Raw genomic sequence first — 14,251 nt, 5'->3', positions numbered from 1 at the left:
GCTACTCCTCCCGGTCCCGGAGGCCGCGGGAAGGTGCGCCGGACTCGCTCAGTGCGTTGACGTTCAGCGTCTCGTGCAGCCCGGTGATCACGAACAGCCGCAGGATCTTGGGATCATGGCACAGGACGGTCAGCTCGCGGCCGGACAACGCCAGGCTCAGACGCGCGTTCACGAGGACGTTGAGCCCCGCGGCGTCGAGGAAGTCGAGCCGGCGCAGGTCGACGACCAGGTCGCGCTGGGACTCCTCGATCTCGCCGAAGAGGAAGCCGCGCAGGCACGGGGCCGTGGCGCAGTCGAGCTCCCCGGCCACCGTGACGACCGAGTGGTGCCCGGATGCCCGGACGGCGACAGCCAGCGCCATGGCCCCTCCCCCCGTCCGGACGGGTCGGTGCCGGCACGGCGGGGTCTGGGCCGTGCGGACCAGGCACCAACCGCGACGCCGGATCGACGTCTCCATGCTGCGCCTGCGCCGAGGCTTCGGCAACCGGCCGACCGGGTCGGTCTCGCACGCCGGTGGCCGTCCCCGCGACATCCGCGGCCGGAGGGGGTTGCGCCCGTCGCCAGAGCGTCGCAGGCTGGTCGCACAGATCACGGCATCGCTCGCTGGCGCCGGCGTCTACGGCCCGGACCTCGCCGTAACGGCTCCCGCGACCGACGGGCCGACGGAGATCGCCATGGCCTTCGCGATGGCACTGCGCACCTCCGGCCCGTTCGCGATGGTCACGGTCGGGGGCGACCTGGACGTCGCCTCGGCCGAGCCGTTCCGGAGCTTCCTCCACGAGCTCGTCCGTGACGACACCCACGACGTGATCGTCGACCTGCGCCGTCTGGACTTCCTGGACGCCGCCGGCCTCAGCACCCTGGTCGACGCGCGGCTGAGGCTCGTGCGCGGTGGTCGCCAGCTCTGGGTGACGTGCGACCAGCCCCGGATCCTGCGACTGTTCGAGATCTGCGGGCTCCACGAGACCTTCGACGTCTACCCGCACCCCGCGTCGGACGGCACTCTCGACCGTCCCCGTCCCTGAGGCGCGGACGCCTCGGCCGTTCTAGATTGAGGCGATGACCGACCGCGGCTGCGCGTCCGAGCCTGACCTGGTGAGCGTGTCGTTGGTCCTGCCCTTCGAGTGGGCGAGCGTCGCCCGGGCCCAGCGGATGATCGGCGCGATGCTGGAAGCCTCTCGCCTGTCCCCGGACACCGTCGCGGACGCGCGGATCGTGCTCGCCGAGCTGGCCGGCAACGCGATCCAGCACGGAGCCCCGACCCCCGAGGGTGAGCTCGAGGTCGCGTGGTCGTACGGCGCCGGCCCGGTCGAGGTGACCGTCCACGACCACGGCCAGCGCGTCGTCGGCGCGAGCGGCGAGGTGCTCAGCGAGGTCGGGCTGGCCCGCGACATGACCATCGTGGGGCGGGTGTGCGGCTCCTGGACGACCGACCTCAGCGACGGTGTGAGAGTGACCGCCCTCGTGCGCTGACGCCGGCCCGACGGCGGTGTGCGACAGGAAAGGTGCCCGAGAGAAAGACGAAAACCCCCTGGATCTCTCCAGGGGGTTTCTCGGTGGGCGATACTGGGTTCGAACCAGTGACCTCTTCGGTGTGAACGAAGCGCGCTACCACTGCGCCAATCGCCCGTCGCACCATCGGTGCGCGGACCACACTAACGCACCCCTCACAGGACGCGAAACCGGGTCCCGTCCGTCACGGGTCGACGGACTTGACCGCCTCGCGCGCCCAGATCTCCTGGGCCTTCCGCGTCACCGGTCCGGGGGCCGGCAGCTCCCGCTCGTCCACCCGCGAGACGGCCTGGACGTCGCGCGTGGTGCCGACCAGCAGCACCTCGTCCGCCTCCTCGAGCACCTCGAGCGGCGCGTCCCGCTCGACGACGTCCAGCTCGCCGGCGCACCACTGCAGGACCAGGGCGCGGGTGACGCCCGCCAGGCAGCCGGAGGCCAGCGTCGGCGTGACCAGGGTCTCCCCGATCACGTACATGACGTTCGAGCCGGTGCCCTCGCACAGGTCGCCGACCGTGTTGGGCATGAGCGCCTCGGACGCCCCGAGGTCGTGCGCGTGCTCGATCATGAGCGCGTTCTCGGCGTACGACGTCGTCTTGAGCCCGGCCAGGGCGCCGCGCTCGTTGCGCGGCCAGTCGACCGTCACGACGGACGTCACCGACGGCGGACGCTTCGCGGGCTCGGTCACCACGACGTGGCTCATCGGCCCGGAGCCGCGCGGCGAGCCGAGCGGGCCGGGACCGGACGTGACGGTGATGCGCAGCCGCCCGAAGTCGAGCTCCTGCCCCTCGATCGTCGCGGCGACGCCTTCGCGGACGGCACCGAGGTCGGGCTCGCCGATGCCCAGCCCCCGTGCCGATCGGGCGAGCCGGTCGAGGTGACGGGTGAGCGCGAACGGGCGACCGTCCTCGATCTTCACCGTCTCGAAGACCCCGTCGCCGACGACGAGACCGTGGTCCAGGATCGAGAGAGCCGGATCCTGCGGAGATTCCAGGAGTTTTCCGTTCAGCCAGGCACGCATGGAGACACGTTAACCGACCCCGGTTTTGGTCATCGGATGGTCATGTACTAATGTTTCATCTCGGCCCGAGGGGGTCGGAAAAACCGGCCCGGAGGGCAACCGCTTCGAGAGAAGCACGCGGACGTGGCTCAGTGGTAGAGCATCACCTTGCCAAGGTGAGGGTCGCGGGTTCGAATCCCGTCGTCCGCTCGGAGAGGGTCCACGGCAGGGCCATCCTGCGGTGGGTTGGCCGAGAGGCGAGGCAACGGCCTGCAAAGCCGTGAACACGGGTTCGAATCCCGTACCCACCTCTCAGGCTCGATCCAGAGCCTCACAAGTGAATAAGCACGGGCGATTGGCGCAGCGGTAGCGCGCTTCCCTGACACGGAAGAGGTCACTGGTTCAAACCCAGTATCGCCCACAGCGAGGAAGCCCCGGAGCATCGCTCCGGGGCTTCTGTCATTCCCAGGACTGGCCCTGCACCGGCGCTCGACGCCGCGGGGCCGGCGTCGTCCGTGGCGGACGATCCGGCGGGGGTCGCGGCGGCGTTACGTTCCGAGCGTCCGCCCGACGAAGGTCCGTCCCCGGAGGTAGCCCCATGAGCCCCGACCGCCACGCCCGCACGATCCTCCCTGTGCCGGACCGGCGGCGTCCCGGCCTCACGACGTACGACGCGCGGGACCCCGAGACCGACTTCCCGCCGATCGAGCCCATGCAACCACCGCCGGGCGCGCCGAACGTGCTCGTGGTCCTGCTCGACGACGTCGGCTTCGGCGCGGCCAGCGCGTTCGGCGGACCGTGCCACACACCGACGGCCGAGCGGCTCGCCGCCGGCGGGCTGCGCTTCAACCGCTTCCACACGACGGCGCTGTGCGCGCCGACACGGCAGGCCCTGCTCACCGGGCGCAACCACCACTCGGTCGGCATGGGCAGCATCACGGAGACGGCCACCTCGGCACCGGGCCAGTCGTCGGTGCGTCCGAACACCATGGCGCCACTCGCGCTCACCCTCCGGCTGAACGGCTACTCCACGGCACAGTTCGGCAAGTGCCACGAGGTGCCGGTGTGGCAGACCTCGCCGATGGGGCCCTTCGACGCCTGGCCGACGGGCGGCGGCGGCTTCGAGACCTTCTACGGCTTCATCGGCGGGGAGAACAACCAGTGGGAGCCGGCGCTCTACGAGGGCACGACGCCCGTCGAGCCTCCGAGCACCGCCGAGGAGGGCTACCACCTGACCGAGGACCTCACGGACCGAGCCGTCGACTGGATGCGCCAGCAGAAGGCTCTGATGCCGACCAAGCCGTTCTTCGTCTACTACGCGCCCGGCGCCACGCACGCACCGCACCACGTCCCTCGGGAGTGGGCGGATCGGTACCGGGGCCGGTTCCAGCACGGATGGGACGTCCAGCGCGAGCAGACCCTGCAGCTCCAGAAGGAGCTGGGCGTGGTCCCCGCCGACACCGAGCTCACGCCGCGAAGCGACCTGATCACGGCCTGGGACGACATGCCCGCGGACCTCAAGCCGGTCCTGGAGCGTCAGATGGAGGTCTACGCGGGGTTCCTGGAGCACACCGACCACCAGGTGGGGCGCCTGGTCAGCGCCCTGGAGGAGCTGGACGTCCTCGACGAGACGATCATCTACTACATCATCGGCGACAACGGCGCGTCCGCCGAGGGAACCATGAACGGTGCCTTCAACGAGATGGCCAACTTCAACGGCATGGCGGGGCTGGAGACGCCGGAGTTCATGCGGGCCAAGATGGACGAGCTCGGATCGCCGAGCTCCTACAACCACTACTCCGTCGGCTGGGCGTGGGCGATGAACTCGCCGTTCCAGTGGACCAAGCAGGTCGCGTCGCACTGGGGCGGCACCCGCAACGGGACGATCGTGCACTGGCCGGCGGGCATCGAGCGGCCCGGCGGCGTCCGGTCGCAGTTCACCCACGTCATCGACGTCGCGCCCACGATCCTCGAGGCCGCGGGGCTCCCCGAGCCGGTGCTGGTCAACGGCGTGCAGCAGGCTCCGATCGAGGGCACGAGCATGCTCTACGCGTTCAACGACGAGACGGTCCCCGAGCGCCACGACCTGCAGTACTTCGAGATGTTCGGGAACCGCGGGATCTACCACCGCGGGTGGAGCGCCGTGACCAAGCACAAGACCCCGTGGGTGATGGTCGGCGGCGACATGCCGGCCTTCGACGACGACGTCTGGGAGCTGTACGACGGGGCCGGCGGCGACTTCAGCCAGGCGCGCGACCTGGCCCGTGAGCAGCCCGAGCGCCTGGCGCACCTGCAGCGGCTCTGGCTGATCGAGGCCGTGACGTACGGCGTCCTCCCGCTCGACGACCGGTCGGCGGAGCGGGTCAACCCCGAGCTGGCCGGCCGTCCCACCCTGATCCGTGGGAGCTCGCAGCTGTTCTACCCGGGCATGGGTCGGCTCTCGGAGAACAGCGTGGTCAGCATCAAGAACAAGTCCTTCTCGGTGACCGCGGAGGTCGAGGTTCCCGCCGACACCGGCGCTGACGGCGTGATCATCGCCCAGGGCGGCCGTTTCGGCGGGTGGTCGCTCTACGTGAAGTCCAGCCGCCTGACGTTCGTCTACAACGTCCTCGGGATCCAGGCGTTCACCACCACGGCCGACGTGCCCGTCCCGACCGGGACGCACCAGCTGCGCGCCGAGTTCGCATACGACGGTGGCGGCCTGGCCAAGGGCGGCGACGTGACGCTCCTCCACGACGGTGAGCCCGTGGGCACCGGCCGGGTCGGCGCCACCCAGCCGATGGTCTTCTCCGCCGACGAGACCACCGACATCGGCCACGAGTCGGGCACCACCGTGAGCCCGGACTACACCGCGACGTCGAGCCGGTTCAGCGGCCGGATCAGGTGGGTCCAGCTCGACACCGGCGACGACGACCACGACCACTTCATCGACCCGGAGGAACGGCTGCGGGTCGCGCTCTCCCGGCAGTGATCCCCGCGGCGGCGTGACCCGGACGTCGTCGTCCGCTCGGTCGAGGGTCCACGGCTGGGCCGTTCCGCCAGAGCGAAGAAGCCCCGGAGCATCGCTCCGGGGCTTCCTCCATGGGGCGCACTCAGGGGATGATGCGGGCGTCGCGGTACTGCTGGGCGTACTGCAGGAACGCCGCCCGGCTGTCACGGGTGGCCGTGAAGCCCGCGGCGCGACTCTTGTTCATGTCGGTGACGACCTCGATCTCACGGCCGAGATCGGCGTCGGTGTGCCACCAGGACGCCACGCGGGACAGGTCAGGCTCGACCAGGTCGTGCTTGGCCGCCAGGTCTCGCCACGCCGACTCCATGCCGGCCATCGACTGCTCGAGCGGGCGAGGCGCGTCGGCGTAGCCCTCCCACTCCAGGCCGAACCACGCCGCGATCTGCGGCCACAGCCAGCGCCACCGGAAGACGTCGCCGTCGACCGTGTTGAAAGCCTCGTTCCGACCCGCCGGCGTCCGTGCCGCCCAGATCATCTGCTCGGCCAGCAGGTCCGCGTCGGTCACGTCCGTCAACGAGCTCCACTGCCGCTCGGGGCCGGGGAAGACGAACGGCCGGTCCAGCTCGCGGCAGATCGAGGCGTAGGCGCACAGCGTGGCGACCATGTTCATCGCGTTGCCCGTGGCGAACCCGAGCACCGTGTGCGAGCGGTGGACGCTCCAGGTGAACCCGTCGCGCTCGGCCGCGGCGAAGAGCTCGTCCTCCTGCGCGTAGTAGAAGTTCGGGTACGGCAGTCGTTCCTCGTCCTCGCGGAACGGGGTGTCGGGCATCGTCCCTTGGCCGTAGGCCTCGAACGGACCGAGGTAGTGCTTGAGCCCGGTCATGAGGGCGACGTGCTCGACCGACCTCGCCGGCGACAGGGCCGCCAGCAGGTCGCGCACCGCTCCCCCGTTGACCCGGATGTTCTCGGCCTCGGTCTCCATCCGGGTCCAGGCCGTGATCGTCACGAGCTGCGGGGCCACGTCGGCGAGCGCGGTGACGAGTCCCGCCGGGTCGCCGAGGTCCGCCTTGACCGGGATCACGTCCGGGTGCGGGCTCGACCCGCTGCGCGAGAGGCCGTAGGTCTCCCAGCCCTCGGCGACGAGCCGGCGCGCGACGGCCTGTCCGACGATCCCGGTCGCTCCGACGACCAGGGCCCGGCCCGGCGTCGTCGATGGTGCGTCAGGACTCTCCGGCGCCACTAGCGCGTCTCGTCCGGCTCGGCGGCCGGCGGCTCGGGCGTGGAGATCGGGTCCTCCGGGCCGACCGGCGTCGGCTCCTGCGGGCCCGTGGGCGAGCCCGGGACGGGTCCGTCCGGGTGCATCGGGATGGTGGTCATCGCTGCTCCTCTCGGTGCGGCCGGTCGGCCTCGGGGAAGTCCTCGGGCTCCTCGGTCAGTGGACCGGGCACGGTGGTGCTGCCGGGGTCGGGCTCGACCGCCGGGTCCGGGGTCTTGTCGGGCTCGGGAACGTAGTCGGGTGCGGGGGCTTCGCTCATGTGTGACCCGTGCCCAGATCGGCCGAATCCCAACCGTCGAGGGGCGCGATCGGCCATCCTTGACCGGTGATCGACGACGCCACGAGCCCCGACCCGACGCCCGCCGACCAGGGTCCGGCCGAGCCGCCCGCGCGCCGCGGCGTGCGCAAGCCGCTCGCCATCGGCCTGGCCGTGGCGGCGATCGGCGCCATCGCCGCCGGTGGCGTGTACGCCGCCTCGCGCCTGACCGGCTCCGACGCCTCCGCGATGGCGGCCCTCGTGCCGTCGGACGCGCTCGGCTTCGCCGCGGTGAACCTCGACCCCAGCGCGTCCCAGAAGCTCGCGCTGGACGACCTCTTGAAGCGCCTGGAGCGCGAGGGCGGTGAGGCCGGCGTCGTCGACGCCGACGTGCTCAGCGTCGACACGCTCCTGGAGGAGCTCACCTGCGACGACGTCTCGCTGGCCGACGGCGACTGGGCCGGCGACCGCGCCGCGATCGTCGCCCTTCCGACCAAGGGCAAGGACGAGCCGGTCACCGTCGCGGTGTACGCGTCGGTCGACGACGAGCGCGCCGCGAAGGAGCTCGCCGACAAGCTCGGCAAGGACGGCACCGACTGCGGTGACGACACCACCGTCGCTGCGACCTATCTCGACCAGGACGGCGGATGGCTGGTCGCCACCGACGGCGCGCTGCCCGCCCTGCCCGGCACGGACGGATTCGAGTCGCTGGCCGACGCCGACGACTTCCGCGACGACGTCGACGCGCTCGGCGACGAGGGCGTCGCGACCGCCTGGGCCGACATGGAGGCGGCGGCGTCCGCGGCCGAGGACCTGGGTGTCGACGCCACCGGAGCCGACGGCCGGATCGCCGCGACCGTGCGCGCGTCCGACGAGTCCCTGGAGCTGTTCGCCACCATGCCGGTCGCCGACGACGCGCCCGAGCCCGAGGCGTCCGTCGCCGACGTGCTCGGCAAGCTGCCCGCCGACGCCGTCGGCGTGCTGGCCTCCCCCGGCGGGACGCCGGCCGCGGCCGACCTGGCCGAGGCCGAGAAGGCCGGGATGGTGTCGTTCGTGAAGCTGCTGTCCGAGCCCCTGGGCGTCGCCGTCGACGGCGACGGGACGTTCACCGGCGCGGTCAAGGCTGCCGAGAAGGACGTGCGGGCGGGCGTCACCGAAGTCTCGTCGCTCGTCTCGCTGTTCACCAGCGGCTTCGCCATGGGGCCCTCGATGGACACGGACAGCAGCATCGTGATGGAGGGCGAGCACAGCGGCCCGGAGCTCGACGCGGAGTTCGAGCGGTGCCTCGAGACCGCCACCAGCGTGGACGACTTCGAGAAGTGCACGCCGCCCCAGTCGGCCTACGCCACGGACGACATGATCGCCGAGGACCTGGGCGACCTCACGGCGCCGGAGGCGTTCGAGCCCGAGACCGCGGACGCCGGCGACGGCTTCGTGCGCTTCGCGATGCCGGGCGGCTCCACCGACGTCGACGAGCCGCTCACCGGGTCGCGCCTGCTCGAGCACGTCGAGGGTGACCTCGACGACCTCACGATGCTGGGCGTCGTGGACGTCCGCGCCCTGCTCGGCGAGGACGCGGACGACGCGGGCGAGCTGGGTGCGATCGACCACGCCCTGCTCACGGGCGAGCGCGACGGCGACCGAGAGCAGCTCCGCCTGCGCGTCGTGCTGCGCTGATCCAGCCCGGCCCTTCGGCCACCGGCGCGGCGCTCCGCTCGCGGTTCACCGCGGCGTTGAGCGCCGCGCCGATCAGGATCGAGAAGGCCAGCACGTACAGCCACAGCAGCACCGCGATCGGCGCGGCCAGCGGGCCGTAGATCGACCAGCCGCCGCTGGTGTAGCCCAGGATCCAGCGCACGAACATGCTGCCGAGCACCCACATGACGAGGGTGAACGCGGCGCCCGGCATGCCGGTGAACCAGGACGAGCGTCCGGGCACGGCCACGTGGTAGAGCGTGGCCATGAAGCCCGTCGACACCACGAGCACGGTCGGCCAGTAGAGCTCGCGCAGGAACGCCACGTCCTCGGGCACCACGTCGCGCACGACGTCGGGGCCGGCCAGCACGAGCGGCACGAGGACGATGCCGATCACCAGCGCGACCAGGTACAGGGCGAACGACAGCGCCCGGGTCGCGATGATGCCGCGCTCCCCTCCCCGGCCGTACATGATCGAGATGGTGTCGAGGAAGACGTTCAGGGCCCGCGAGCCCGACCACAGCGCGAGCACGAAGCCGATCGAGACCACGTCGATGCGACCGCCGGACAGCACGTCGTCCAGCGTGGGCGCGATGACGGCGTCGACGGTGCTGTCGGTGAGCGCTCGGGACGCGATGTCGAGCACGCGGTCCTTGAGCACGTCGACCTGCGCGACGTCGTACTGCTCGGCGACGTAGCCGATCGTGCCGGCGAGCCCGAAGACCAGCGGGGGCAGCGACAGGATGGCGAAGAAGGCGGCCTCGGCGGCCAGGCCGGTGACCCGGTAGCGCAGGCACGCCGCGACCGTCTGCGTCACGACCCGACGCAGGCGCGCGCCTACCGGGTCGGCCACCATGGCGCCTACGGTAACGGCATGGATCCCCGTCAGCGCGCACCCCAGAACCAGGCCACGCCGCTCGTCCATCACGCGGCGGCCGGCGACCTCGCCCTCGTCGACGCCGTCGACGCCTACGCCGGCGACCACGCGGCGGACGTCCACGGCTACCTGGACCCGGTCGGACGCCTGGCCGGCTCGCTGGAGGCCCGCGAGCACTGGCACCTGGCCAACGAGAACGAGCCGGTCCTGCACACCGTCGACCGCTACGGCAACCGGGTCGACGAGGTGGCGTTCCACCCGTCCTGGCACTGGCTCATGGAGCACGGCGTCGGCTTCGGCCTGACCGCCGCCCCGTGGACGTCCACCAGCCCGGTCGCCCACCTGCAGCGCGCCGCCGGCTTCGTCACCTGGGGCCAGGTCGAGCAGGGCCACATGTGCCCGATCACCATGACGTACGCCGTCGTCCCCGCGCTGCGCGCCGACGACGCGATCGCCAAGCAGTGGACGCCGGGCCTGGCCTCCACGAGCTACGACTTCGGGCTGCGTGCGCCGAGCGAGAAGGCGGGACTGCTCGCCGGCATGGGCATGACCGAGAAGCAGGGCGGCTCGGACCTGCGTACCAACGTCACGACCGCGACGCCGACGGACGTCCACGGCGAGTACCTGCTGCACGGGCACAAGTGGTTCACGTCGGCGCCCATGAACGACGTGTTCCTCGTGCTCGCGCAGGCCCCGGACGGCATCAGCTGCTTCGTCGTGCCGCGGGTCCTGCCCGACGGCTCGCGCAACGCGATCTCGATCGTCCGGCTCAAGGACAAGCTCGGCAACCGCTCGAACGCGTCCTCCGAGCTCGAGCTGGACGGCGCGTGGGCGCAGCGGCTCGGCGACGAGGGACGCGGCATCCGCACGATCATCGACATGGTGTCGGCCACCCGCATCGACTGCGTGCTCGGCTCGGCCGGCCTCATGCGCAAGGCGCTCGCCGAGGCGGCCTGGCACACGTCGCACCGGGCCGCGTTCGGCCGCACGCTCGCCGACCAGCCGGCGATGATCAACGTCCTGGCCGACCTCGCCGTCGAGAGCGAGGCGGCCACCCGCATCGGCCTGCGGCTCGCTGCGGCGTCGGACCGCCCGCACGACGCCCACGAGCAGGCGCTGCGCCGCATCGGCTCGGCCCTGGCGAAGTTCTGGGTGTGCAAGCGGACGCCGTTCATGGTGGCCGAGGCACTCGAGTGCCTGGGCGGCAACGGCTACGTCGAGGAGTCCGGCATGCCGCTGCTGTTCCGCGAGTCGCCGCTCAACTCCATCTGGGAGGGCAGCGGCAACGTCAACGCCCTCGACGTGCTGCGCGCCCTCACCCGCGAGCCGGAGTCGCTCGACGCGTGGATCACCGAGGTCGGCGCGGTGCGCGGCGCCGACCGCCGGCTCGACGCCGCGGTCGAGGACGTCCTCACCGAGCTCGCCACGCTCGAGGACGCCGAGACGCGCGCCCGCCGCATCGCCTCGCGCATGGCGGTGTGCCTGCAGGCCGCTCTGCTGCTCCAGGACGGCGACCCGCACGTCGCCGACGCGTTCTGCGCCTCCCGCCTGGGCGGCGACTGGAGCGGCGTCCTCGGCACCCTGCCGGCGGGGCTCGACCTCAAGCACGTGGCCGAGCGGGCGATGCCGCAGGCCTGACGAACGACCCTCGCGGGGCGGTGAGTGATCCACGACAGGACCCCCGGGGATCGTGGATCACTCACCGCCCCACTGTTCTTCTCGGACGCAGAACCCTGGAATCCCGGGCTCGCCGGTCGACGCATCTCACAGTGTGGGCACTCGTCCCACATCGTGATATCTGGGTTTGTGCCCGGCGGAGTGCCCGCGCCAGACTCCTACCCATGCTGAACGCGACGACGACCCACCTCGTGGAGCGACTCCACGTGGACCTCGGTCGTTCCCGCAGCATGATGTGTCGCTGAGTCCCGCGCGACCCCCTGCACTGCTTCCGGCGCGCGGCCGAGCCCGACCACCGCGTCCCGCCCGTGCCGTGTGCCCCGACCTGACGAGGACTCATGGCACCGGCACCGACCACCACCCCGCGACGCCCCCGCCCCAAGCGCGGCGAGGGCCAGTGGGCGCTCGGCTACCGCGAGCCGCTCAACGCCAACGAGCAGGCCAAGAAGGACGACAACCCGCTCAACGTCCGCGCCCGCATCGAGAGCATCTACGCGCACCGGGGCTTCGACTCCATCGACAAGTCCGACCTGCGCGGCCGCTTCCGCTGGTGGGGGCTCTACACCCAGCGCAAGGCCGGCATCGACGGCGGCAAGACCGCGACGTTGGAGCCCGAGGAGCTCGAGGACTCCTACTTCATGCTCCGCGTGCGCATCGACGGCGGCCAGCTCGACGTCGCCCAGCTGCGCACCATCGGCGAGCTCTCCACCGAGTACGGCCGTGACACCGCCGACCTGACGGATCGCCAGAACGTCCAGTACCACTGGATCCGCGTCGAGGACGTCCCGACGATCTGGCAGCGCCTAGAGGCGGTCGGCCTGCACACGCAGGAGGCCTGCGGCGACTGCCCGCGCGTCATCCTCGGCTCCCCCGTGGCCGGCATCGCCGCGGACGAGATCATCGACGGCACCGACGCGATCGAGCGGATCGAGCGCGAGTACATCGGCGACCAGGCCTACTCGAACCTGCCGCGCAAGCTCAAGACCGCGATCAGCGGCCACCCGAGCCACGACACCGTGCCGCAGATCAACGACATCGCCTTCGTCGGCGTCGTCCACCCCGAGCACGGTCCCGGCTGGGACCTGTGGGTCGGCGGCGGCCTGTCGACCAACCCGATGCTCGCCCAGCGGCTCGGCGCCTGGATCCCCGACGCCGAGGTGCCCGAGGTCTGGGCCGCCGTCGCCGGCGTCTTCCGCGACTACGGCTACCGCCGGCTGCGCTCGCGCGCTCGGATCAAGTTCCTCGTCGCCGACTGGGGGCCGGAGAAGTTCCGCCAGGTCATGGAGGACGAGTACCTGCAGCGTCCGATGATCGACGGCCCCTCCCCCGAGCTGCCCGAGGTGCCCGGCGACCACGTCGGCGTGCACCGGCAGAAGGACGGCCGCTTCTACATCGGCGCCGCCCCGGTCGTCGGCCGTGTCTCGGGCACCCTGCTCACGCAGCTGGCCGACGTCGCCGAGCGTCACGGCCTGACCCGCATCCGCACCACGGCGCACCAGAAGCTCCTGCTGCTGGACGTCGAGGAGTCCGACGTCGAGGCGGTCGTCGCCGACCTGGCCGCGATCGGCCTGGAGGCCCGCCCGTCGCAGTGGCGGCGCAACACGATGGCCTGCACCGGCATCGAGTTCTGCAAGCTCGCCATCGTCGACACCAAGGACCGTGCGGCGTGGCTGGTGGACGAGCTCCAGCAGCGCGTGCCCGAGCTGGACGTGCCGATCACCGTCAACGTGAACGGCTGCCCCAACTCCTGCGCCCGCATCCAGACCGCCGACATCGGCCTCAAGGGCCAGCTCGTGCTCGACGAGGACGGCCGCCAGGTCGAGGGCTTCCAGGTCCACCTCGGCGGCGCGCTCGGCCTCGAGGCCGGCTTCGGCCGCAAGCTGCGCGCCCACAAGGTCACCGCGACAGAGCTGCCCGACTACGTCGAGAAGCTGTCGCGCACCTTCCTGGAGCAGCGCGCGGACGGCGAGACCTTCGCCCGCTGGGTGGCCCGTGTGGACGAGGAGGTCCTGCGATGAGCGGGAACGCTCCCCTGCACTGCCCCTACTGCGGCGACGAGAACCTCTGGCCGCACGGCCAGAAGCACGGCGAGTGGGAGTGTCGCGCCTGTCGACGCGCCTTCGCCGTGAAGTACCTGGGCATCCTCAGCCCGACCACCACGAACGCTCCTGGAAGGGAGGCACGCACATGACCGCACCAGCCCTCGTTGTTCTGGCGCACGGCAGCCGAGATCCCCGCTCGGCCGCCACCATCACTGCCCTGACGGAGATCGTGGCGTGCATGCGTCCCGACCTGCGCGTGGCCCCGGCGTTCCTCGACCTGTCCGAGCCGTCGCTCGACCAGGTCGTCGACCGCCTCGTGGCCGAGGGCCACTCCGAGATCGTCGTCGTGCCGCTCCTGCTCACGCAGGCGTACCACGCGAAGGTCGACGTGCCGCAGGCCGCGGCCGCCGCCGAGGCGCGTCACGCCGGCATCCACGTGCAGGTGACCGACGTCCTGGGCATCGAGCAGGCCTTCTTCCAGATCCTGGACGAGCGCCTGCGCGAGGCCCTGCGCGCCAACCGGGTGCGCGAGCTCGACGGCCTCGTGCTGGCCGGCGCCGGCTCCTCGGACCCGATCGCGAACGCCGCCGTGGCGCGCGCCGCCCGGGCCTGGGGCAACCGTCACCACCTGCCGACGATCGCCGCGTTCGCCTCGGCCGCTCCCCCGGCCGCCGGCGAGGCGGTGCGTGCGCTGCGCGCCGACGGACGCCGTCACATCGCGGTGGGCTCGCTGTTCCTGGCCCCGGGCTTCCTGCCCGACCGGGTCAAGGAGCTCGCGCTCGAGGCGGGCGCCGTCGCGGTCGCCGAGCCGATGGGTGCGCACGAGGAGATCGCCCGGGTCGTCCTGGCCCGCTACGCGGTCGGCGCCGTGGACCTCGTCCCGCTCGAGGCGATGTTCGTCTGACCAGCCGTCACCACGAGGGGCCCGCCGCGCACGCGGCGGGCCCCTCGTGCGTCCGGTGGCGGAGG

General features: G+C 71.8%; 14 protein-coding genes and 4 tRNA genes. 11 read left to right on the top strand and 7 right to left on the bottom strand.

The window, feature by feature from the left end; translation table 11 throughout:
* Nucleotide 1: 1 nt before the first annotated feature.
* Nucleotides 2-361 (bottom strand): STAS domain-containing protein, encoded by a 360-nt coding sequence (locus HGAM_RS20460; RefSeq protein ID WP_019146475.1) that lies wholly within the window; start codon nt 359-361, stop codon nt 2-4.
* 313 nt (nt 362-674) lie between these two features.
* On the opposite strand from HGAM_RS20460, the gene HGAM_RS20675 reads away from it, so the two are divergent.
* Together HGAM_RS20675 and HGAM_RS19765 are read left to right on the top strand one after the other, a co-directional pair.
* Nucleotides 675-1,025: an STAS domain-containing protein gene (locus HGAM_RS20675; protein ID WP_019146474.1), complete on the top strand. Its 351-nt coding sequence runs from the start codon at nt 675-677 to the stop codon at nt 1,023-1,025.
* A gap of 34 nt (nt 1,026-1,059) precedes the next feature.
* Nucleotides 1,060-1,473, top strand: coding sequence for an ATP-binding protein (locus HGAM_RS19765; RefSeq protein ID WP_019146473.1), 414 nt, complete (start codon nt 1,060-1,062; stop codon nt 1,471-1,473).
* A gap of 84 nt (nt 1,474-1,557) precedes the next feature.
* On the opposite strand, the gene HGAM_RS15805 is transcribed toward HGAM_RS19765, so the two are convergent.
* Together HGAM_RS15805 and HGAM_RS15800 are read right to left on the bottom strand one after the other, a co-directional pair.
* Nucleotides 1,558-1,629 (bottom strand) — tRNA-Val (locus tag HGAM_RS15805).
* Between the two features lie 67 nt (nt 1,630-1,696).
* Complete coding sequence (locus HGAM_RS15800; protein ID WP_019146472.1) at nt 1,697-2,530, bottom strand: aminotransferase class IV; 834 nt, start codon at nt 2,528-2,530, stop codon at nt 1,697-1,699.
* Nucleotides 2,531-2,647: 117 nt separating this feature from the next.
* On the opposite strand from HGAM_RS15800, the gene HGAM_RS15795 reads away from it, so the two are divergent.
* From HGAM_RS15795 to HGAM_RS15780, 4 genes are all read left to right on the top strand, one after another.
* Nucleotides 2,648-2,719, top strand: a tRNA-Gly gene (locus HGAM_RS15795).
* 30 nt (nt 2,720-2,749) lie between these two features.
* A tRNA-Cys gene (locus HGAM_RS15790) sits at nt 2,750-2,820 on the top strand.
* Nucleotides 2,821-2,858: 38 nt separating this feature from the next.
* Nucleotides 2,859-2,930, top strand: a tRNA-Val gene (locus HGAM_RS15785).
* Nucleotides 2,931-3,107: 177 nt separating this feature from the next.
* On the top strand, nt 3,108-5,480 hold the full coding sequence (locus HGAM_RS15780; protein ID WP_020692348.1) for an arylsulfatase: 2,373 nt from the start codon (nt 3,108-3,110) through the stop codon (nt 5,478-5,480).
* Nucleotides 5,481-5,601: 121 nt separating this feature from the next.
* Here the strand turns inward: HGAM_RS15780 and HGAM_RS15775 are convergent, their stop codons facing one another.
* From HGAM_RS15775 to HGAM_RS20450, 3 genes are read right to left on the bottom strand one after another with little or no spacing between them, the layout of a single operon-like run.
* Nucleotides 5,602-6,699: an SDR family oxidoreductase gene (locus tag HGAM_RS15775; protein ID WP_019146470.1), complete on the bottom strand. Its 1,098-nt coding sequence runs from the start codon at nt 6,697-6,699 to the stop codon at nt 5,602-5,604.
* Nucleotides 6,699-6,836 (bottom strand): hypothetical protein, encoded by a 138-nt coding sequence (locus HGAM_RS20455; RefSeq protein WP_019146469.1) that lies wholly within the window; start codon nt 6,834-6,836, stop codon nt 6,699-6,701. Before HGAM_RS20455 ends, HGAM_RS15775 begins: the two co-directional genes overlap by 1 nt.
* Complete coding sequence (locus tag HGAM_RS20450; protein ID WP_019146468.1) at nt 6,833-6,994, bottom strand: hypothetical protein; 162 nt, start codon at nt 6,992-6,994, stop codon at nt 6,833-6,835. The genes HGAM_RS20455 and HGAM_RS20450 overlap by 4 nt, the downstream gene beginning before the upstream one ends.
* 66 nt (nt 6,995-7,060) lie before the next feature.
* On the opposite strand from HGAM_RS20450, the gene HGAM_RS15760 reads away from it, so the two are divergent.
* Nucleotides 7,061-8,668 (top strand): hypothetical protein, encoded by a 1,608-nt coding sequence (locus HGAM_RS15760; protein ID WP_019146467.1) that lies wholly within the window; start codon nt 7,061-7,063, stop codon nt 8,666-8,668.
* Here HGAM_RS15760 and HGAM_RS19760 read toward each other — a convergent pair.
* Entirely contained in the window at nt 8,610-9,542 is a 933-nt protein-coding gene (locus HGAM_RS19760) for a YihY/virulence factor BrkB family protein (protein ID WP_081592002.1), read from the bottom strand. The genes HGAM_RS15760 and HGAM_RS19760 overlap by 59 nt on opposite strands.
* A gap of 18 nt (nt 9,543-9,560) precedes the next feature.
* Here HGAM_RS19760 and HGAM_RS15750 point away from each other — a divergent pair, with 18 nt between their 5' ends.
* From HGAM_RS15750 to HGAM_RS15740, 4 genes are all read left to right on the top strand, one after another.
* A complete protein-coding gene (locus tag HGAM_RS15750) occupies nt 9,561-11,201 on the top strand; it encodes an acyl-CoA dehydrogenase family protein (RefSeq protein ID WP_019146465.1) in 1,641 nt (546 codons plus the stop codon).
* Between the two features lie 377 nt (nt 11,202-11,578).
* Entirely contained in the window at nt 11,579-13,258 is a 1,680-nt protein-coding gene (locus HGAM_RS15745) for a nitrite/sulfite reductase (RefSeq protein ID WP_019146464.1), read from the top strand.
* Entirely contained in the window at nt 13,255-13,431 is a 177-nt protein-coding gene (locus tag HGAM_RS20670; protein ID WP_165570411.1) for a hypothetical protein, read from the top strand. The genes HGAM_RS15745 and HGAM_RS20670 overlap by 4 nt, the downstream gene beginning before the upstream one ends.
* Nucleotides 13,428-14,186, top strand: coding sequence for a sirohydrochlorin chelatase (locus tag HGAM_RS15740; RefSeq protein ID WP_038951907.1), 759 nt, complete (start codon nt 13,428-13,430; stop codon nt 14,184-14,186). Before HGAM_RS20670 ends, HGAM_RS15740 begins: the two co-directional genes overlap by 4 nt.
* Nucleotides 14,187-14,251: the final 65 nt, after the last annotated feature.

The organism is Aeromicrobium massiliense JC14, from assembly GCF_000312105.1.
Classification (GTDB): domain Bacteria; phylum Actinomycetota; class Actinomycetes; order Propionibacteriales; family Nocardioidaceae; genus Aeromicrobium; species Aeromicrobium massiliense.
This window is presented reverse-complemented; position numbering and strand designations above follow the sequence as displayed.